Origin of the sequence: Pseudomonas sp. NPDC090233 (assembly GCF_044772285.1) — a bacterium.
GTDB lineage: Bacteria > Pseudomonadota > Gammaproteobacteria > Pseudomonadales > Pseudomonadaceae > Aquipseudomonas.
This window is the reverse complement of the sequence record NZ_JBIVYQ010000003.1, coordinates 451,317-473,597: the sequence shown is the minus strand read 5'-3', so window position 1 is coordinate 473,597 and position 22,281 is coordinate 451,317. Positions and strand designations below refer to the sequence as shown.

Below are 22,281 nucleotides of genomic sequence, written 5' to 3'. Positions count from 1 at the left end.
CCTTACTGCTGATCGTCCTTGCCGCCGGGCGTGGCGCCCGGCGGGTTACTGCGGCCTCAGACGACATGGATGCCGTTTTGTACCCACAGGTGGTGGCTCGGATCCTCCTGGGCCGTGTATTGGTTATAGTCGATGCCGTCGGCGGTCTGGTTGCCGGTCAGGCTCCAGGTGTCGGTCATGTGCACCGAATCCTTGTCATCACCCTTGATCAACAGGGTGTTGTTGCTGGTTTCGGTGATGGCTACGACGTCGGCGAGGTTGAGGGTCAGCGCCACGGCGCTGGTGTCGTTGAGGTCGATGATCTCGATGTCGTGGACACGCCCGACCAGGTTGCCGAGGTCGATGCTGGCATCGCCGCCGCCCCACAACAGGGTGTCGGTGCCGCTGCCGCCATCGACGCTGGCGAAGTTCTGGTCGACCACTTCGAGGATGTCGTTGCCGGCGCCGCCTTCCAGCGTGATGTGGCCGCCCTGGCTGCCGACCAGATGGTCATTGCCGTCGGTGCCGGCAAGCACCTCGCTGGACGCTGCCGCAAGCGTGGCAACACCCTCGTCACTGCTGTCGGCCAGCAGCGAGGTGGCGCTGAACAGGCCCGCGGCGTTGTCCAGGTTGACGGTCAGCGTGGCGGTGTCGGTGGTGCCGTTGGGGTGGGTCAGCTGGTAGGTGAAGGTGTCGTGCTGGCCGATCACCGCCGAGGTCAGCCCGCTGTTGAGGGTGTAGGTGTAGCTGCCGTCCGCATGCACCAGCAGCGAGCCGTAGGTGCCGGCCACGCTGAGCCCGTTGTAGCCGGGGATGGCGTAGGTGTTGCCCGCCACCAAAATGCTCAAGACGGTCAGCGTCGACCCCAGGTTGTCGGCAGTGCCGCCGGAGGTGTCGGTCAACAGGTTGCCGGTCACCGGGGTGTAGCCACTGACCACGAAGTCATTCAGGTGCGTGGTGGTGGTGTTGAGGCTGGTGGTGATCGAGCTGGCCAGGCCGATGCCGCCAGCGGTCACGCGGATGTGGTAAGTGCCCGCCGCCTGGTTCTGGAAGGTATAGGCCGCGCCGCCACCCAGCAGGCTGATCAGCGAGCCACCGGGCACCGACTGCACCAGCACGTACTGACCGGTTGTGGTGTTGAGCTTGAGCAGCTCGATGGTGGTGCCGTTGAGCAGGCCCAGCAGGTTGGTGGAGTTGATCACCACTTGCAGATTGGCCGTGGTGTCGGCACCAACGGTGGTGGTGTAGGTCGCCTGGCGTGAGCCGATCAGCGGCAGGGTCAGTGAACCCAGGGTGGCGCTGCTGGTGTCGACACGGTTGGCCAGGCTGATGTTGCTGCTGTCGATGTCGTTGACCGCATCGACTACCGTGGCCGGCGCGCTGAGGTTGCTGTCGCTCCAGATCTCCGTGGCTTGCGGGCTGTCGATGCGCACGTAGAGGTTGGCGGCATCGGTCAGGCCGTTGCCGTGCACCAACTGGTAGCTGAACACGTCCACCTTGCCGACGCTGGAGGGGCTGCCGTTCGGCGTGTAGGTGTAGCTGCCGTTGGCGCTGATCACCAGGGTGCCGTACAGGCCCTGCACCGTGGTCGAGGCGCCTGCGGCGACGTAGCTGCCGTTCTTCAGCACCTGCAACACGGCGCCGCTGTCCGGGCCGAGCGTATCGACGGTGCCGTCGGTGCCCGGGTCGGTGATGACGTTGCCGGTGGTCGCCGTGCCGGTGCCGGTGAACTGGGTGAGGCTGGTGGCCACGATGTCGAGGGTGGTGGTGACTTGCGTGACCAGGCCGATGCCGCCGCTGGCGACGGTCAAGCGATAGTCGCCGGCTTGCAGTTTGCCCATGTCGACCTGCAGCCCGATCGGCAGCACGATCAGGTCGAGCAGGCCTTGGGTGTTGCCATTGGCGATGGTCACCCAGGCGCCGCTGGCATCTTTGACTTGCAGGGTGAAGGTGGCGTTGTTGAGCAGCGCCAGGACGCTGTTGGTGGTCAGGGTCAAGGTTGGGTCGACCGTGGTGCCGGCCGCGACCGTCCAGGTGTAGGTCTTGCTGAAGCCCGACAGCAGGGTGGAGAAGCTGTCGGTGTAGGTTTGCGTGGCGGTGACCGGGGCCAGGTTGACGGTGGCGGTGACCAGGTTGTCGCTGGCGACCACCGGGGCGTTGGCGTCGACGTCCGGGGCCGTGATGTTGACGTTGCCGGAGACGTTGTTACGCGGGTCGGTGAGGGTGACCGTCAGCGTCTGGCCGTTGTCCTGGGCGGGGCTCAGGGTCACGCTGAAGGTGCCGTTGGGTTGTACCGTGGCGGTTTGCACCAGGCCGCCGGAACTGCGCACGGTCACGGTGGCACCGGCTTCACCGCTACCGGTGAGGGTGCTGCCGTCGGCGCTGATCACCAGGTTGCTGGCGGCCGCAGGCGGGGTGATGTCCGGCGCGGTCAGGGCGGTGGCGGTCGAGGTATTGCCGGCGGCATCGGTCAGGGTGACGGTCAGCGCCTGGTTGTCCACTTGCGCGGCGGCCAGGCTGACCACGAACAGGCCATTGCTGCCGACCGTGGCGGTGCCGAGCACGGTGCCGGCGCTGTTGCGCACGGTGACGGTGCTGCCGATCTGGCCGGAGCCGCTGATCGAGGTACCGTTGGTGTTGATTGCGGCGACAGGTGCGGCGGGTGGAGTGGTATCCGGCGCAGTGATGCTGGCGCTGCCGGACTGGTTGAGACCGGCGTCGGTCTGGCGCACGACGAGCAGTTGGCCGTCGTTCTGCGCGGTGCTCAGGGTGACACTGAAGGTACCGTTGGCTTGCACCACGGCGGTCCCTACCGTGCCGCTCGGGCCGGTGACGGTGACGGTCGCGCCGGCTTCACCGTTACCGGTCAGCACGGTGCCACCGGCATTCACCTGCAGGTTGGTCGGCGCGTTGGGGGCCTGCACGTCCGGCGCCGTGTAGCTGGTGCTGCCTGAAAGGTTCTGCGCCGCATCGACCTGGGTTACACCCAGCACCTGGCCATTGAGTTGCGCACTGGCCAGATTGACGCTGAATACCCCACCGCCATTCACCAGTGCCGTGCCCAGCACGTTGCCGCTGGCATCGCGCACGGTGACCGTGGCACCGGCTTCACCGGTACCGGTCAGGACCAGGCCGTTGGCCGACAGCGCGGTGACGATCGGGTTGGCCGGTGGCGTGATGTCGGCGGCCTGTACGATCAGCGGCAGCGACTCGCCGCCCAGCAGGGTCGAAGTGGTTACCGACAGCGTTTGGCCGTTGAGCTGCGGGCTGTTGAGTGTCAGGGTGAAGGTGCCGTTGAGGTTGGCCGAGCCGCTGCCAATCTGATTGCCTTCGGCGTCGTACACGCGAATCGACGCGCCGGTGGCGGCCGTACCGGTCAGGGTAAGGCCGTCTGCAGCCAGCACTGCACTGGTAGGCGGCTCTGGAGTCGGCACCAGCGGTGTCAGGTAGGCGAATGCCGCCGAGGTGTTGCCGGCGGGGTCGGTCTGGGTGATGGCCAGCGTCGCCGCCGAGCCGGGCGTGGGGCTGAGGTCGACCTGGAAGGTGCCGTTAGCGGCGACAACCCCGGTGCCGATCACGCTGCCATTGAAGCTGACAGTCACGGTCGCGCCGGCTTCGCCACGCCCGCTCAGCACGTTGTAGGCGGTATTGATGTTGATGTTGGTGACCAGGTCCGGCGCCGCCGTGTCCAGCCCTTGGTAGGTCGCGGGCAGCGATGCATTGCCGGCCGCATCAGTCGCCACTGCCGTCAGCAGCTGGCCATTGTTTTGAGCGGGCGTGAGGCTGACGGTGAACTCACCGCCCTCGGGCACTACCACGGTGCCGACCACCACGTTGTCCGGGCCGCGTACGGTGATGGTGCTACCGACCTCGCCTTTACCGCTCAGCAGCGTACCGCCTGCGTTCAGGCTGAGGTCGATGGGTTGGGAAGGCGGCACCAGGTCCGGTGCGGCGATCTGCAACGGCGCCGATGGGTTGCCGGTGGCATCCTGGGCGATGACGGTCAGGACCTGGCCATTGATCTGCGCGGTGGTGAGGTTGAGCACGAACGTGCCATCGGCATCGATCACCCCTTGGCCAACCAGGTCGCCACGGTCGTTCACCACGCTGACGCGTGCGCCGGCTTCACCGCTACCGGTCAATTGCGTGCCGCTGCCGTTGAGCGTTGCAGTCACGCTGACCGGTGGCGTGATGTCGATGGCCGTCAGGTTGCTGATCGGCGAGACATTGCCGCTACCATCGACCAGGCTCACTTGCAGCACCTGACCATTGAGTTGCGGCGCCGATAGGTCGACCACGAAGGTGCCGTTGGCGGCGACCGTGGCGGTGCCAACCTCCACGGTGCCGACGAAAACGCGCACGGTGGTGCCGGCTTCGCCTGTGCCCGTGAGCTGGGTACCGGCGGCGTCGAGGTGCAGCTCGGCGGCGGCTGCTGGCGGGGTCAGGTCCGGGGCATTGACCGTGACTGGCGCACTGATGTTGCCAGGTGGGTCGGCCTGCTGCACCGAGAGCACCTGCTGGTTGATCTGCGCGGGTGTCAGCTCGACCCGGAAGCTGCCGTCGGCCAGCACCTGGGTGGTGCCGAGTACATCGCCGTTGACGTTGGTCACCGTGACGGTCGCGCCCACTTCACCGCGACCGGTAATCGCGCTGCCATCGGTGTTGATGAGCACATCGGTGAGGATGGCCGGTGGTGTGAAGTCAGGCGTTTGCAAGGTTGCGACCGCCGACACATTTCCGGCCAAGTCGGCCTGGGCCAGGCTGAGCAGTTCGGCGTTGCCCAGCGCTGGGTTGAGCGTGACGGTGAAGTGGCCGCTGGCATCCACCAGCGCTGTGCCGATGTCGTCGCCTGCGGCATTGCGAACAGTCACGGTGGCGCCCGCTTCACCACGACCGGTGAGGGTCACGCCGTCGCTGGAAATTGCCAGTTCGGTGAGCACCGTGGGGGCCGTGGTGTCCGGCGCGGTGATGGAAGTGGGGGTCGACTGGTTGCCGGCGGCATCGGTCAGCACCACCTGCACCCGTTGGCCGTTGGCCTGCGGTGGGTTGAGGCTGACCTGGAAACTGCCGTCGCCCATCACCACTGCTGTGCCCAGCAGGGAACCGTTGGCGGCCAGCACCTTGACGCTGCTGCCGGCCTCGCCGGTGCCGTTGAGCAGGCTGCCGCCGCTGGCGAAGGCGAGGTTGCCGGCGGCATCGGGTGCCACGCGGTCTGGCGCTGTGAGGCTGACGCTATTGGATTCGTTGCCTGCCACGTCGGTCTGCTGTGCGCTCAGTTGCTCGCCGTTGGTCTGCGCGCTGGCCAGGCCAATGCTGAAGTTGCCGTTGGCATCCACCACGCCGGAGCCCAGGTCGACACCGCCTTGACCCGTTATTGTCACGGTGGCGCCCGGCTCGCCACGGCCAGTCAGGGTCAGGCCGTCGTTGCTCAGCACCAGGTTGGTAAGTGGTTGTGGCGCAGTGGTGTCTGGCGCCTGCAAGGTGGCTGGCAGCGATGCGGTGCCGTCGGTGGCCACGGCGCTGACATGCAGCACCTCACCGTTGGCCTGGGCGCTGCCCAGGTTGACGGTGAAGTTGCCGTCGTTGCCGACCGGCGCAGTGCCCAGCAGCGCACCGTTGGGGCCGTAGACGTTCACGGTGCTGCCAGGGGCGGCGGTGCCGGTGACCACCAAACCATCGGCCGAGAGCACCAGGTTGTCCGGCGCATCGGGGGCCAGGTTACCTGGGGCGGTCACGTTCTGAACTGGCGAAACGTTCTGCGCGGCATCGGCCTGGGTCACGCTGAGGCTCTCACCGACTACGGCGGCAGGGCTGAGGGTGACCGTGAAGTTGCCGTCGGCGCCAACTGTGGCGGTGCCGAGTGAAGCTCCGCCCGGAGCGCGTACCGTGACCGTGGCGCCCGCTTCACCGGTCCCCGTCAGCGTGGCGCCATCGGCGGCGACGGCCAAGTTGGCGACCGCCGCAGGCGGTGTGGTATCGGCGGCTGTGTATGGCGCGACTGTCGACACATTGCCGGCCGCATCGGTGGCGGTCACCTGCAAGGCCTGGCCGTTGGTCTGGGGGCTGCTGAGGGTGACCTGGAAGGTGCCATTGCCGCTGGCCACGGCGGTGCCCAGCACATTGCCCGCAGCATCGCGCACGGTGACCGTGCTGCCGGCTTCGGCACTGCCGCTCAGTTGCAGGCCGCTAGCGGCCAGGGCCAAGGCGGTCGGTGCTGCTGGCGGCGTGAAGTCGGGTGCAGTGACCGCAACGGCGACCGAAGTGTTGTTGCCCGCGTCGGTCTGAGTCACGCTCAGCTGCTGGGCGTTGAGCTGCGCGCTGGTGAGGGTCAGGGTGAAGCTGCCATTGGCCGCCACCTGGCCGGTGCCGATGATGGTGCCATCGGGCCCGCGCACGGTCACGTTGGCACCGGCTTCGCCGAGGCCGGTCAGGGTAAGGCCGTTGTTGTTGAGCACTACGTTGGTCAGGGAAGCCGGCGCGCTCAGGTCAGGGGTGGCGAGGGTGACGGCAGGCGAAGTATTGCCCGCCGCATCCAGTTGGGTGACGCCGATGGCCTGGCCGGTCGCCTGCGGGGTATCGAAGTTCACCGTGAAGCGACCATCGGCACCGACGGTGGCAGTCCCTACGACGGTACCGGCGGCGTTGCGCACCTGCACGGTGGCACCCACCTCGCCGCTGCCGGACAGCTGCTTGCCATCGGCACTGAGTACTGCGTTGCCGACCGCTGCCGGTGGCGTGCGGTCTGGCGTGGCCAGGCTGGCCGGGCCGGACACGTTGCCGGCGGCATCGCTGAGGGTGACCTGCAGCGGGCTGCCGCTGGTCTGCGCATTGGGCAAGGTGATCTGGAACTGGCCGTTCTGGTTGACCGTGCCAGTGGCCAGAATGGTACCCGCCGCATCGCGCACGGTCACGGTCGCGCCAGCTTCGCCCTGGCCGCTGACCACGGTGGCCGCGCTGTTCAGGCTCAGGCCAGTGGCGGCGCCTGGCGCTTGCAGGTCGAATGCTTGCTGGGTCGCAGCGAGCGAGGTGTTGCCGGCGGCGTCGACCTGGGTAATGGTGAGGTTCTGCCCGTTCGCTTGCGGCGGTACCAGGCTGACGCTGAACAGCCCATTGCTGCCCACGGTCGCGGTCCCCAGCAGGGTGCCCTGGGCATCCACCACGCGTACGGTGGCACCGACTTCACCGTGGCCGGTGAGGGTGCTGCCGCTGCGGTCGATGGCGAGCTGGTTGGGCGCGTCGGGTGCGGTGGTGTCTTCTGCCACTACCGTGGCCGGGATCGACGGCTTGCCGCCGACCGAAAGTCGGGCGCTGACTTGTAGCGTTTGCGCATTGAGCTGCGCGGTGCTGAAGAACACCCGGAAGATGCCGTCGCTGCCCACCGTTGCGGTGCCCAGCGTGGTGCCGCCGGAGGTGACGGTGATCAGCGAGCCGATCGTGCCTTCGCCGGTCAGCAGGAAGCCGTCGGCGCTGATCGACAGGGCGGTCGGCGTGGCCACTTCCGTGCCATCCGGGCCGGCCACGTTGACTGACGTCTCGTTGCCGCCGCCGTCGCGCACCACCACCTGAGCGGTATCGCCGCTGGCCAGTGGCGGTGTGATGTCGATCACGAAGGTGCCGTCCGGGCCAGCCGTGCCGGTACCCAACTCGGTTGTGCCATCGCGAATGATGACCGTGGTACCAGGTTCGGCAGTACCGCCGATGGTGCCGCCATCCGGGCTGACCGTGAGGTCGGCAGCGGGCGCGGGTGGCGTGGAGTCAGGCGCGGTGGCGGTCGACGCTGCGGTGGTGTTGCCAGCGTCATCCGCGACCACGACGGTTACCGTTTCGCCATTGGTCAGCGCGGGTGCCAACGGTACGTTGAAAGTGCCGTCGCCGTTGACCGGGACGCTGATCTGCGTGCCGTCAGGCGTGGTCACCGTTACCGAGCTTGCGCCCGGTGCGTTGCCGGTCACTGCGCTGCCATCGGGGCTGACGGCCAGATCGGTGGGCAATGCCGGTGGCGTAAGGTCCGGTGCGGTGGCTTGGCCTGCAGTCGATGGATTGCCAGCGGCATCGGTCAAGGTGATGGCAAGTACCTGGCCGTCCAACTGCGCAGGCGCCAGTGGCACACTGAAGATACCGCCCACCGGGACCACGACCGTGCCCAGCAGGTCGCCGTTGGCATTGCGAACTTCAACGGTCGCGCCTACCTCCCCACTGCCTTGCAGCGTGGTGCCGTCGGCACTGACCTGCAGGCCGGTCGGGGTGGCAGGGCCGGTGCTGTCGCCGACGGTGTACGGGGTCGACGGCGAGGCATGGCCGGCGTCGTCGATCAGCACCACCGACACTGTCTCGCCGTTGGTCTGCACCGGGCTCAGGGTCACGCTGAAAGAGCCGTCGCCTTGCACCACGGCATCGCCCAGCAACTGCCCGTTGGCATCCCGTACTTCGACGGTGGCGCCGGGTTCGCCCTGGCCGGTTAGGGTGCTGCCGTCGCCGCTCAGGCCCAGGCCTTGGGCAGGTGCGGGTGCTTCCAGGTCATTGGCGGTGAGGGTGCCGGCCCCGGAGGTATTGCCAGTGGCATCGGCCTGGGTGACCGATAACGTCTGGCCATTGAGCTGCGGTGGGTCGATGGTCACGCTGAAGCTGCCATCGGCTTGTACCACGGCAGTTCCCAGCACTGCGCCAAGGGTGCCAGTGACCCGTACCTGAGCGCCGGGTTCACCGGTGCCGGTCAGCAACGCGCCATCGGCGGACAGGGTCAAGCCGCCTGGCGTGCCGGGGGCCTGACTGTCCGGCGCTGCCAGGTCGACGGCTGCCGAGACGTTGCCGGTGGGGTCGCGCTGCTCCATGGTCAATGCCTGGCCATTGGTCTGTGCAGGGCTCAGGGTGACCTCGAAACTGCCGTTACCGGCTACCACAGCGGTGCCCAGTATGCTGCCATCGGGGCCGCGCACGGTGACGGTGGCGCCCACCTCGCCGGTGCCGGTGACGGTGGTGCCTGTGGCATCGATGACGGGCGCGCCGACCACCTGCGGCGGTGTGCTGTCGGGGGCGGTGAAGTCGACGGGGCCAGCGCTGTTGCCGAGGCTGTCGGTGGCCTCGACGGTCAGGCTTTCGCCATTGCGCTGCGGTTGGTTGAGGGTGACGTCGAAGCGGCCGTCGGCGCCGACCGTCGCGGTGCCCAGCACAGTACCGTCGGCCGCGCGCACGGTGACTGTCGAGCCGGACTGGCCGCTGCCGGTCAGATGGAGGCCAGCGCTGTCGATGGCCAACCCGGACGGTTGCAGCGGGCCATCCAGGTCGGGCGCGGTGAGGGTGGCAGTGGAGCTGTTGCCAGCGGTGTCACGCAGCACCACGTCGATCTCCTGGCCATCGGTCTGGGCCGGGGTCAGCGTAACGGTGAATACGCCATTCTGGCCAACGACCGCAGTGCCCAGCACGGTACCTTGCGCGTTGCTGATTTGCACGCTGGTGCCGGGTTCGCCGCGGCCGGTCAGGGTCACGCCGTCGGCACTCAGCACCAGGTCGGTGGCCTCGTTCGGTGGCGTGATATCCGGAGCGCCGACTTGAGTCGGCAACGAGCTGTTGCCGTCGGCGTCGATGGCCACCACGTCGAGCAGTTCGCCGTTGGCCTGAGGCGGGGTAAGGCCGATGCTGAAGGTGCCATCGTTGCCGACCTGCACGCTGCCCAACAGCGTACCGTTGGCATCGCGCACCTCGACCAAGCTGCCCACTGGGGCGGTACCGCTGACGGCTGAGCCGTCGGCAGCCACCACCAGCCCGGCAGGGCTTTCCGGCACGGGTGTTTGCGGCACGATGATGTTGAGGCCGACCGAGGGGTTGCCAGCGGCATCGGTCTGCACCAGCACAATCGACTCCCCGGCGCTGACTGGCGCAGTCAGCGTCACCAGGAAGGTGCCATTGTCAGACACCGTACCGCTGCCGATGAGGGCGCCGTTGGCATCACGTACCTCAACCGTGGCACCCGCTTCGCCACGGCCGGAAATAACCTGGCTACCGGCCCCCACCACGACATTGGAAATGATGTCTGGGGCGGTGATGTCCGGGGCGATGTAGTTCAGCGGCGCCGAGCTGTTGCCTGCGGCATCGATGACCCTGATGGCCAGGGCTTCGCCATTGCCTTGCACTGGGTCGAGGGTAAGACTGAACGTGCCGTCCGGTGCAACAATCCCGCTACCGATCAGCGTGCCATCGGCGTCGCGGACTTCGACCCGAGCGCCAGGCTCGGCGCTGCCGGCCAGCGTTTCGCCAGCGTTCAGCGTGAGCCCCGTCGGTTGCCCGGGGGCCAACAGGTCCGGAGCGGTGAGCGGGCTTGGCGTAGACACGTTTCCGGCTGCATCGGTCAGGGTGACCTGCAGGGAAGTGCCATCGACCACCGCAGCGTCGAGCTGCAAGCTAAAGCTGCCATCGCCTTGCACGGTGCCGGTCCCGACGACCTGCCCCTGGTCGTTCAGCACGTTGACGGTGGCGCCTGCTTCGCCACGGCCCGAGACGGTACGCCCGTCGGCGCTGATGATCAGGTCGCTGGCCGGTGCGGGTGGGGTGGTATCGCCACCACCGTTATCGATATCCGGTGCGTTTACGTTGCCTGCTGTCGAGGTATTGCCGGCGGTATCGGTGGCGGTGACTTGCAGTTGCTCGCCGTCAACCTGAGGCGGGTCAAGGGTGATACTGAACGCGCCAGTGGCACCGGCCACGGCGGTGCCGAGCACCGTGGTGCCGTCGGCAGCGAACACACGCACGGTGCTGCCCGGTTCTGCGCGGCCGGTGACGATGTTGCCGTCGGCGCTGACTGTCAGTTCAGATGGGGCAGTAGGGGCAGTTATATCGGGGGCGCTGACCTGGGTCGGCAGGGACGAGGCGCCGCTGTTGTCGACCGCCGTCACGTCCAGCAGCTCACCATTGGCTTGCGCTGGGTTGAGCACCAGGGTGAAGGTGCCTTCGGCGCCGACCACCACGCTGCCGACCAGCACGCCGTTGGCGTCCCGCACTTCGACGCGGCTGCCGACCGGGGCGCTGCCGGTGATGCTGCTGCCGTCGGCGGCGATGACCAGGTTACTCGGGCTATCCGGTGCCGGGGTCAGCGGCACCTCGAACTGCAGAGGTGGGGAGGTATTGCCACTGGCGTCGGTCTGCACCAGGTTCAGCTGCGCGCCGGATTGCGCAGCCGGGTCGAGCTCGATCAGGAAGGTGCCGTTGGCCGTGACCACACCCGTGCCGATCAGGGTGCCGTTGCCGTCGCGTACTTCGACGGTGGCGCCCGCTTCACCACGGCCACTCAGTAGCGAGCCGCCCGCGCCGACCACGATAGCGTCGACTGCGCCTGGCGCAGTGATGTCCGGGACGCCGAACTCGAGGGGGGCGGAGCTGTTGCCGTCGGCATCGACCAAGCGCACATCGAGGACCTGGCCGTTGGCCTGGGCAGGCGAGAGGGTCAGGCTGAAGGTCCCGTCCACGCCAACCTGGCCGCTACCTAGCACGGTGCCATTGGCATCCCGTACCTGCACGGTGGCGCCGGGCTCGCCGCGGCCGGTGAGGGTGACACCGTCGGCCAAAGCCAGCTCGGTCGGTTGCGCTGGCGGCTGCAAGTCGGGCGAAGTCACTGACCCAGGTTGCGAGACGTTGCCGGCCGCGTCGGTGAGCACCACCTGCAGGCTGCTGCCGTCTTTCACGGCCGGATCGAGGGTGAGTTGGAAGGTACCGTCCACGCCCAGCGTGCCGGTGGCCAGCACGTTGCCTTCGGCATCACGCACCTGCACCGTGGTGCCGGCTTCGCCTCGGCCGTTGAGTTGCCGACCCGCCAGGCCGATCACCAGGTTGGTCGGGGCGTCGGGGGGCGTGGTGTCGGGCGGGTTGCCAATACCGTCATCCGGGGCGTTGATGCCTGCTGCTGGCGATGTATTGCCAGCGCCATCCTGGGCAGTGACTTGCAGGGCTTGGCCATCGGTTTGCGCAGGTTGCAGGCTGACACTGAACTGGCCGTCAGGGCCTGCCACGGCAGTCCCCAGCAGCGCGCCGTCAGCCCCACGGACTTGCACGGTGGCGCCTGCCTCGGCCCGGCCGGTGAGAACGGTGCCCTGTTCGTTGATGAGCAACTCGGTTGGGGCCGCAGGAGGCGTGATGTCAGGAGCGGCTACCACGCCCACTTGCGAGGTATTGCCGGCGGCGTCGGTGAGGGTGACATTCAGGTTTTGCCCGTTGGCCTGGGGCGTGTTCAGGGTGATGTCGAACGTGCCGTCTGTGCCCACGGTGCCACTGCCGATCAGGTTACCGGCCGCATCTCTTACATTCACGGTGGAGCCGGCTTCGCCGCGGCCACTCAGGCGCAGGCCATCAGGCGATACCAACAGGTCGATAGGCGTGGCCGGGGGCGTGGTTTCGCCGGGTTCGGCGCCGCCGCTGCTGCCACCTCCGCCGCCGTTGTCGGCAGCCGCGGCTGCACCACCGACACCGAGCAGGCTGAGCCCGGCAATCGCCCAGGTCGGTGTGGCGCTGCCGGCGACGCCTATGCCAGCAACCAGCTCATCGAGCGAGGCGACTTCCTCGAAGGTGAAGCCGGTGAAGGCCGCCGCATCGTAGTTGGCGTGCCACAAGGTCCCGTCTTCGCCAACGAACACCATGTCACTGCCAACGCCAGCCTGGTCCACGGCAAAGAAGTTGCCGACTGTGACCTTTTCCCCGGATTTCAGCGTGACGATCAGGTCCTGACCACGCCGGGTGACGGTGGCCACCTGGTCGGGTGCCACCGGCATCTGCACGACACCTGGGCTATTGAGCGTGATATTGCCGAAGGCGCTCTGGGTGGCGACTGCGGATTGCTTGTCGGCGACGACGATGTTGTCCATGCATGCTCCCTGCTGGTGTGCGGTACACCGGATCGGCATCTGCGATCCGTAGCTGGCGCAACGTCGTAACTGGCTGCGCGCAGCTGGGCCGTGTAGCGGCCCTGTTACCGGTGGTAAGGGAGATATAGCAGTCCAACGGGAAGCAACCAGAGGCTTTCTGGGTTAATCCTTTGGTAGGGAAGGCTCTAGCGCAAGCCTAAGCGGCGCGCCAGGCGGCTGAGGTTGGCGCGGTCCAGGCCCAGTTCGCGAGCGGCGGCGGCCCAGTTGTCTTGGTGGCGCTGCAGGCAGGCATCGATCACCTGGCGCTGGTAGACGTCGACGGCTTCGCGCAGGCCACCCTCGGGCAGTGACGGGTCTGCCAACGGGGCAGGTGCAGGCGTCTGTGCCAAGGGCGCCACGGCATGCAGGGCAAGGTCGCTGGCTTCCAGGGTGAGGATGCGGGGCCGCTCGGGATGCTGGCCCATGGCTTTGAGCGCCGATCGGCCTATCAAATGTTCCAGTTCCCGCACGTTGCCCGGCCAGTCGTAGGCCAGCAGCGCGGCTTGGGCTGCGCTGCTCAGGCGCAGGCTGTTCAGGCCAAGGCGAGATCGGTTCTGTTCGAGGAAGTAGCCAGCCAATAGCAGCACGTCTCGCCCACGTTCGCGCAGTGGTGGGACATGCAACGGGTACACGCTGAGACGATGGTAGAAGTCGGCGCGGTAGTTGCCGTTGCGCACTTCGGCGGCCAGGTCGCGGTTGGTCGCTGCGATCAGGCGCACGTCGACGTGATGCTCGCGGTCCGAGCCCAGGCGTTGCAGTTGCCCGCTCTGCAAAACCCGCAGCAGCTTGGCTTGAACGGTCAGCGGCAGTTCGCCGACTTCATCGAGAAACAGCGTGCCACCGTTGGCCAGCTCGAACTTGCCGCGCCGTTCGCCGTGGGCACCGGTGAAGGCTCCGCGCACGTGGCCGAACAGCTCGCTTTCCACCAGGGTGTCGGGAAGCGCGGCGCAGTTGAGGCTGATCAGCGGCTTGTTGGCGCGGCTGCTGGCCTGGTGCAGGGCCTGGGCTACCAGTTCCTTGCCGACGCCGGTTTCGCCGGTGATCAGCACGGTCAGGTCGCTGCCGCCGACCAGGCGAATTTCTTCCACCAGGCGTTTGTGCGCTGGGCTCTGGCCGATAAGTTCCTTGTCCTGACCGATGGCCTGGCGATAGACCTCGGCACGTTGGTGTTCATCCTCGGCGCGCAGGGCCAGATGTTCGATGCGTTCGGCCACTGTGACGGTGGCGGCGGCCAGGCTGGCGAAAGCCTGCAAGGCATCCAGTTCCAGGCTCTGGAACTGGCCGGGGGTCAGGGCGTCCAGGGTCAGCAGGCCCCACGGGCGTTCGTCGACCATCAGCGGGCAGCCCATGCAGTCATGCACTTCTAGATCGACGTCATGGGCGTGGACCAAGCCGTCGTATGGGTCAGGCAATTCGGAGTCGCTGGGGAAGCGGGTGGGCTCGGCGCGGCTGAGCAGGATCTCGAAGCGCGGGTGCTCGCTGACTTTGAAGCGTCTGCCCAGCGTGTCCGGCGAGAGTCCATCGACTGCCAATGGCACCAGCCAGTCGCCGTCCAGACGCAGCAGTGCGGCGGCATCGCACGGCAGCAGTCCACGCATGGCTTGCAGCAGCCGGCGGTAGCGTTCCTGGTCGGGCAGGTCACGGGACAGGTCGCTGACCAGGGGGAGCAGGGCGGTAAGCAGGGGCTTTGCGGTCATGGCGCGTCCACAGGGTCGAAATGACCATAAGGTCGACGAGTCGCATACGGTCGTCAAGGTCGGAAGGAGGGGGTACTAGTAAAAATGCCAGGTTACGCAGCCCGCGGGCTTAGATAGTGTTGAGTCATGCCCGGAGTTTGGACGATTGCGATATCTGAATAGGGCTCCGATGCTGCATGCATTCCGTGCGGTAACCTTCCCAATCCCTGGAAAGATCATCATGAGTGCTGAAGAAAAACTGCGCCAATCGCTGAAAGTTTCGCTCAAAGTCGATGAGCTTAATCCGTTGACCATCCCTGATATGGATACACCTGAGGGTTACAGCGAGGGCCTCGGATGGGCTCAGCTTGACGATGAAACCCGTGCGGTGTCGTTGATCGCTCGTTTGCCTGAACCTATCCACGCAAGTCACAGGGCTAGATTGTTCTGGACGGCCACCGAACCGAACTCTCAGCCGCCGACGGAAGATCCGCTGGAATCTCCGGTGCAAACGTACCCTCTCGATGAAGAAATCATTGAAAAGGGTTGGTTGAGTTTTACCGTGCTGCGTAGTGATCTAAACCTGCCCTCCCCCCTCCCTTACCCGCACTTCGGGTATTTCTACTACTCGCTATATGATGTGGACGCTGAGACCACCAACTACAGTGATTACCGCCCTGTGCTGATCGATCTGGTGGTTCCAGGCGGGCTGGATCCGGACACAGATACGCCGATCAACGAGTACTTACAGGCACCGCAGGTCAAGCCTGATGTGATCGATGCTACGACTCCGGAAGTCGTGGTCACTGTGCCGATGTGGCGAGGGATGCAAGTCGATGACCAGCTGACCCTGGTCTGGAACGGGGTTAGCCATGTGCGTCCACGCCTGGTGGCAGCGGACGTTGGCAAATCACTGGTGTTCACCCTGCCGAAGGAGGTCATCGACCAGGGATTCAGCGGCAAGGATCTGCCGGTGTATTACTACATTCGTGACCGCGTGCAGAACTACTCGCGGCCCTCGTATTCCGCTTTGGTCGAAGTGGTGGATCCCAATGCTCTCGCCGAACCGATCGTAAAGGGCGCAGAATCGCCACCTTACCAGCTGGACCTTACGCCGCTCCGAGGCGCAGACGTGCAGATTGAAGTGCCGTTCTACAACGGCTTTGCCGGGGGTGACACCATCGCCCTGCACTGGGTCGGCCAGACCGCCGGAGGCCAGGAAGTAGCACATCACTTTGATCCGAGAGTGGTGAATTCGCCGAGTGATCTTATATTCCAGCTTCCCCATGCGGTTGCCGCCTTGGTGGTCAAAGGTTCCGCCCGGGTGTACTACGAATCGACGCCTGCGGGCGGGGCACCTAGGCCCTCGCGTACCCGCACGGTCACCGTCGTCGGTGAGGTCTCGGAACTGTTGCCACCAACGCTCGATGAAGCCGTGGAAGATGCAATCGACCTTGCAAACCTGACCGGGACAATCGTGCATGTGCGTATTCCGCTGTATCCAGGGCAAATGGAAGGCGACACGGTCACTATGTATTGGACAGGGCAGGCGGCGGGCGGGGGTGTGCCGCTGATATACTACACCGACTTGCCCATCCCCCCAGGTGGCGCGGATAAAGAGTTAGTATTTGAGGTCAGTACGCTACATTTGCTGGCGCTGGTTGATGGCACGCTTACTCTCCACTATACGGTGTACACGCCTGCCTACGGGATTACCCGAAAATCTGGCGAACAGCTTTACAGCGTCGTGGACACGGTTCCAGTGGAGTACCCTGCACCCACTTGCGCGCAGGTCCAAGGTACTGGAGGCGACGCGTTCCTTCCGTCAGATACGCCAACTGCGGTCGTGGTGATTCCTGACACTTCGCCGCTGCGTCCCGGTCAAGTGGTTACACTTCATTGGGCGGCGGCGGTCGGTAATACACCACCGCCCCACGAGCAGACCGCGACGTTCCAGCAGTTCCCATTCAGCTTCAATGTGACCAATACGAATATCCTGCCCTTCGAGGACATCGATGTATCGGTGACTTATTCTGTCGCTTGAGTCGATATGACTACATGGAGTCAAAATGACTCATTTCGAGATCGTGTCATTTTGACTTTTTGCCTTTTAACTTTTTGTTTTTAATGACTTTTTTGTTTGGCATGATTCTTGGTCTATGAATGGCAACCATTCGAAGCCTCAGGCTCAGGAGTTGCTGCAATGCTCAATGCCGAACAACGTGCAATCATCAAAGCTACTGTCCCGCTGCTGGAAACAGGCGGCGAAACGCTGACCACCCACTTCTACAAGCTGATGCTCAGCGAATACCCTGAAGTCAGGCCGCTGTTCAACCAGACCCACCAGGCCAGCGGCGACCAGCCGCGTGCCCTGGCCAACGGCGTGCTGATGTACGCCCGTCACATCGACCAGCTGGAGCAGCTGGGCGGTCTGGTCGGCCAGATCATCAACAAGCATGTTGCCCTGCAGATTCTGCCGGAGCATTACCCGATCGTCGGCAGCTGCCTGCTGCGTGCCATCGAAGAAGTCCTCGGCAAGGACATCGCCACCCCTGAAGTGATCGCTGCCTGGGGCGCGGCCTACGGGCAACTGGCCGATATCCTCATTGGTGCCGAGGAAGGCTTGTATAAACAGAAGGAAGAAGCCGCCGGTGGCTGGCGCGGTAGCCGCGAGTTTCGGCTGGTGCGTCGCGAGCGTGAAAGCAGCGAAATCGTTTCCTTCTACTTTGCGCCGGTCGATGGCAAGCCGGTGCTCAAGGCCGAACCCGGTCAATACATCGGATTGCAGCTGTTCATCGACGGTGCCGAGCATCGCCGCAACTATTCACTGTCTGCCCTGTGCGATGGCAAGGAGTACCGCATCAGCGTCAAGCGCGAGGAGGGCGGAAAGGTTTCCAGCTACCTGCATGACGCGTTCGTGGTTGGCGACACGCTGCAACTGTTCCCGCCTTCCGGCGACTTCACCCTGGCCGCCAGTGACAAGCCACTGGTGCTGATTAGTGGCGGCGTCGGCATCACTCCGACCCTGGCCATGCTCGAGGCAGCCCTTGAGACTCAGCGGCCGGTGCACTTCATCCACTGTGCACGCAATGGTGCGGTACATGCCTTCCGTGACTGGGTTGATGGGCTGGCCGAGCATCATCCGCAGCTCAAGCGGTTCTACTGCTATGCCGAGGAGGATGGTTCGCGCGGTGCCGATGCGGTGGGGCTGTTAAGCCAGGACTTGCTGGGTGAGTGGATGCCGGTTGAGCGTGATGTGGATGCATACTTCCTTGGGCCAAAGGGCTTCATGGCAGTGATCAAGCGCCACCTCAAAGGGTTGGGCATCCCGGAGCATCAGAGCCGGTATGAGTTCTTCGGGCCGGCGGCAGCGCTGGAGTGACCTGACCAACCCTCGGTCTTCCCACCTATATAGAAGGAAAAGTGAAAGGTGCCTCGGCACCTTTCACCTTTAATCCCCCTTTAATCACTGTATCCTTCACTCCCGGGTGTCGAGGGGCTTGCCCCTGCGCGGCACTCGGGTAGCCGCTTTTTTTTCCGGCCGACGTTGAACCGACGTCACGGCAGCCGGTCTGAAGCCAACTCCGGATAGCCCCGCGCCGTGCTGTCTCGCCGCCTCCTCGACACGCTGAAGGTCCACCCTGCGTGTAGACTTGCGCCAGGCAGGCCAATCACGCTGCCCCCTATCCATCGAAGGAATCGGCAATGAACGAACAAACCTCGCGCCTGAATCGGGAACGGCGCTTTCTGGTACTGCTGGGGGTGATCTGCCTCGCCCTGATCGGCGGCGCCTTATATATGCAGGTAGTGCTCGGTGAAGCGCCATGCCCGCTGTGCATCCTGCAGCGCTATGCCTTGCTGTTTATCGCCATCTTCGCCTTCCTTGCGGCTGCCATGCCCGGGCGACGCAGCCTGACCCTGTTCGAAGGGCTGGTGGTGCTCAGTGCGATAGGTGGAATCGTTGCGGCCGGCAATCATGTGTATATACTCGCCAACCCCATGGTCAGTTGCGGCATCGACACCCTGCAGCCGATCGTCGACGACCTGCCGCTGGCCAAGCTCTGGCCGCTGGCCTTCCAGGTCGATGGCTTCTGCAGCACGCCGTACCCGCCGATTCTCGGCTTGTCACTGGCGCAATGGGCATTGGTGGCGTTTGTGCTGACCGCCATCCTGGTGCCGCTGGGTATCTACCGCAACCGGCGCCGACCTTAGACATAAGTCCCGAATTTGCTGTGGTATTTTGCACCCACAGAGAGAAGGGAAAAGTCGCCTCCCGCTTGACTCAGATCAACCACAACGCCTTGCGTGACGCGGCTTTGAGGGCTATCAAGCGGGGTGCGACAAACTGTCGCGAAGTTGATTTATCGCCCCCTATTGTTACGCATTCTGTAAAAGACTGTTGCTCAATAAGTCATAGTCAAGGGTTGGCGACCTCACTACAATCGCCCCCAATTTCCGTTCGGCACTGCTTGCGAGTCGCAGGATTGAAGGAAGCCTCAGCGCTTTCTTTTGCTGACTTCGTCAAGTTTCGCCCAGCGGCGATACCGGGCGGATACCCCTCCGCGTTTTCCCGCACCAAATGGACTTGGTCTGAAGTACAGGCCTGTTGCCTACGAAACCATAAGCACCGCTAACACGCTTGAGCCAAGGTCCTGCAGTCGGGCCCCAGGCAGGAGCGTATTCGGGCGCGAATTGCCTCACTTGGCAGGACGAAGTGTTGGCTACCAAAACACAAATTGCATTGAAGCAAGCTGATCTAGAGGTCGTGAGATGAGTAAAAAGCGTTACCCCAGACTGTTTGGCATATTGCCCTTTTTAGGCATGCTTTTACTCAGTGGGTGCAACTGGACCCTGCTCGACCCGAAAGGTCAGGTCGGCATTGAGCAAAAGAACCTCATCCTCATCGCCACCGGCCTGATGCTGCTGGTGGTGATCCCGGTCATCATCATGACCGTGGCGTTCGCCTGGAAGTACCGTGCTTCCAACAAGGCGGCCACCTACACCCCCGACTGGTCGCACTCGACCAAGATCGAGGCCGCGGTGTGGATCATCCCGATCCTGATCATCATCGCCCTGGGTTACGTCACCTACAAGTCGACCCACAAGCTGGACCCATACCGTCCGCTGGATTCCGACGTCAAGCCGATCCAGATCGACGTGGTCGCGCTGGACTGGAAGTGGCTGTTCATCTACCCGGAGCAAGGCATCGCGACGGTCAACCAGATCAACTTCCCGGCTAACACCCCGGTCAACTTCCGCGTCACCTCCGACGCCGTGATGAACTCGTTCTTCATCCCGGGCCTGGGCGGCCAGATCTACGCGATGGCGGGCATGACCACCAAGCTGCACCTGATCGCCAACGAAAACGGCCAGTTTGACGGTATCAGCGCCAACTACAGCGGTGCTGGCTTCACCGGCATGAAATTCAAGGCCAATGCGACCTCTCAGGAAGACTTCGACAAGTGGGTCGCCGAGGTCAAGCAGTCGCCATTGAAACTGGACAAGGCTACCTACGACGCCTTGGCCAAACCAAGCGAAAACAACCCAGTCGCGCTGTACAGCGAGGCCTCGCCTGACCAGTTCCAGATCATTGTCGACAAGTACGAAGGCATGAATCGCGGTCGTCCGAGCCACGAAGAAGCAGGCAGCAAAGATCTGGCCACAACCAAGGGTGTGGAATCGAGTATGCAACCAGCTGCCGGTGCAGAGGAGTAAGAGATGTTCGGTAAATTAAGCCTGGAGGCGATACCCTATCACGAGCCGATAGTCATGGTGACGCTTGCCATGATCGCGCTCGGTGGTATCGCTGTCGTCGGTCTTATCACCTATTTCCGCAAGTGGACCTACTTGTGGACCGAGTGGCTGACTACGGTCGACCACAAAAAGATCGGCGTGATGTACATCATCGTCGCGATGATCATGCTGCTGCGCGGCTTCGCCGACGCCATCATGATGCGTACCCAGCTGGCTGCCGCTACCGGTGGCTCCGAAGGCTACCTGCCGCCTGAACACTATGACCAGATCTTCACCGCTCACGGTGTGATCATGATCATCTTCATGGCGATGCCGTTCTTCACCGGCCTGATGAACCTGGCGGTTCCTCTGCAGATCGGTGCACGTGACGTTGCCTTCCCGTTCCTCAACTCCCTGAGCTTCTACCTGCTGCTGGCAGGCGTGCTGCTGGTCAACATCTCCCTGGGCGTCGGCGAATTCGCCAAGACCGGTTGGGTTGCCTATCCGCCGCTCGCGGGCATTCAGTACAGCCCTGGGGTGGGCGTTGACTACTACATCTGGGCGCTACAGCTATCCGGATTGGGTACGACGCTGACCGGTGTGAACTTCCTCGTCACCGTGATGAAGATGCGCGCACCTGGCATGAAACTGATGGACATGCCGATCTTCACCTGGACCTGCACTTGGGCCAACGTGCTGATCGTGGCTTCCTTCCCGATCCTGACCGCCGCACTCGCACTGCTGACTGTTGACCGTTATCTGGACTTCCACATTTTCACCAACGAGCTTGGTGGGAACCCGATGATGTACGTCAACCTGTTCTGGGCGTGGGGTCACCCTGAGGTTTACATCCTGATCCTGCCGGCCTTCGGCGTGTTCTCGGAAGTGACTTCGACCTTCTCCGGCAAGCGTCTGTTTGGCCACCACTCGATGATCTACGCATCGGGCGCCATCGCCATCCTGGGCTTCGCGGTCTGGCTGCACCACTTCTTCACCATGGGTGCCGGCGCCAGCGTCAACACCTTCTTCGGCCTGGCGACGATGCTGATCTCCATTCCGACCGGTGTGAAGCTGTTCAACTGGCTGTTCACCATGTACCAGGGCCGTGTGCGCTTCACCGCACCGATGATGTGGACCCTGGGCTTCATGATCACCTTCTCCATCGGTGGCATGACCGGCGTTCTGCTGGCTGTTCCAGGTGCTGACTTCGTTCTGCACAACAGCCTGTTCGTAATCGCTCACTTCCACAACGTGATCATCGGTGGTGCGGTGTTCGGCTACATTGCCGGCTTCGCCTTCTGGTTCCCGAAAGCCTTCGGTTTCACCCTGAACGAGAAGTGGGGCAAAGCTGCCTTCTGGTTCTGGATCTCGGGCTTCTACGTTGCGTTCATGCCGCTGTACGCCCTGGGCTTCATGGGCATGACCCGTCGTCTGAACCACTCCGACAACCCACTGTGGGAACCCTACCTGTACGTTGCCGTAGTCGGCGCCGTGCTGATCCTGTTCGGTATCGCTTGCCAGCTGATCCAGATCTACGTTTCGGTCCGCGACCGCAACCAGAACCTGGACGTGACCGGCGACCCGTGGGGCGGCCGTACCCTGGAATGGTCGACTTCGTCGCCACCTCCGTTCTACAACTTCGCTCACATGCCTGAGAAAGTTGGCCTGGACTGCTGGCACGAAGCCAAGGAAGCGGGCGTTGCGTACAAGGCTCCAGCCAAGTACGAAGCCATTCACATGCCGAGCAACACCGCTACCGGCTTGTTCATGGGCCTGTTCCTGACCGTCTTCGGCTTCGCTTTCATCTGGCACATCTGGTGGCTGGTTGGCGCGAGCCTGGTTGCGACCATCGCGGTCTTCGTTCGCCACGCTGCGCGTGACGACCAGGGCTACATGGTTCCGGCCGAAGAAGTGGCGCGCATCGAAGGCGAGCGCATGAAAGCGCTGGCCAAAGCAGGTGCTCTGCCTGCCGGCGCACGTGTCGAATCGTTTGAGCGGGTGTAATC

7 protein-coding genes are annotated in these 22,281 nt (G+C 64.2%); 5 read left to right on the top strand and 2 right to left on the bottom strand.

Going from position 1 to position 22,281, the window contains the following annotated elements; translation table 11 throughout:
* Positions 1 to 56 precede the first annotated feature (56 nt).
* Both ACIQUF_RS10305 and norR read right to left on the bottom strand, forming a co-directional pair.
* A complete protein-coding gene (locus tag ACIQUF_RS10305; RefSeq protein ID WP_403131114.1) occupies positions 57 to 12,827 on the bottom strand; it encodes a BapA/Bap/LapF family large adhesin in 12,771 nt (4,256 codons plus the stop codon).
* Positions 12,828 to 13,012: 185 nt separating this feature from the next.
* Entirely contained in the window at positions 13,013 to 14,563 is a 1,551-nt protein-coding gene (gene norR / locus ACIQUF_RS10300; RefSeq protein ID WP_403131113.1) for a nitric oxide reductase transcriptional regulator NorR, read from the bottom strand.
* A 220-nt stretch (positions 14,564 to 14,783) separates the two neighbouring features.
* Here norR and ACIQUF_RS10295 point away from each other — a divergent pair, with 220 nt between their 5' ends.
* The 5 genes from ACIQUF_RS10295 to cyoB all read left to right on the top strand — a co-directional run bounded on the left by ACIQUF_RS10295 (position 14,784) and on the right by cyoB (position 22,279).
* The gene (locus ACIQUF_RS10295) at positions 14,784 to 16,586 is read left to right on the top strand and encodes a hypothetical protein (protein ID WP_403131111.1); all 1,803 of its coding nucleotides are present in this window, start codon (positions 14,784 to 14,786) and stop codon (positions 16,584 to 16,586) included.
* A gap of 159 nt (positions 16,587 to 16,745) precedes the next feature.
* A complete protein-coding gene (hmpA, locus tag ACIQUF_RS10290) occupies positions 16,746 to 17,924 on the top strand; it encodes an NO-inducible flavohemoprotein (RefSeq protein ID WP_403131110.1) in 1,179 nt (392 codons plus the stop codon).
* A gap of 323 nt (positions 17,925 to 18,247) precedes the next feature.
* On the top strand, positions 18,248 to 18,754 hold the full coding sequence (locus tag ACIQUF_RS10285; protein ID WP_403131109.1) for a disulfide bond formation protein B: 507 nt from the start codon (positions 18,248 to 18,250) through the stop codon (positions 18,752 to 18,754).
* A gap of 558 nt (positions 18,755 to 19,312) precedes the next feature.
* The gene (gene cyoA / locus ACIQUF_RS10280; RefSeq protein ID WP_400797578.1) at positions 19,313 to 20,257 is read left to right on the top strand and encodes a ubiquinol oxidase subunit II; all 945 of its coding nucleotides are present in this window, start codon (positions 19,313 to 19,315) and stop codon (positions 20,255 to 20,257) included.
* Between the two features lie 3 nt (positions 20,258 to 20,260).
* Entirely contained in the window at positions 20,261 to 22,279 is a 2,019-nt protein-coding gene (gene cyoB / locus ACIQUF_RS10275; RefSeq protein ID WP_400797575.1) for a cytochrome o ubiquinol oxidase subunit I, read from the top strand.
* The last annotated feature ends 2 nt before the right edge of the window (positions 22,280 to 22,281 follow it).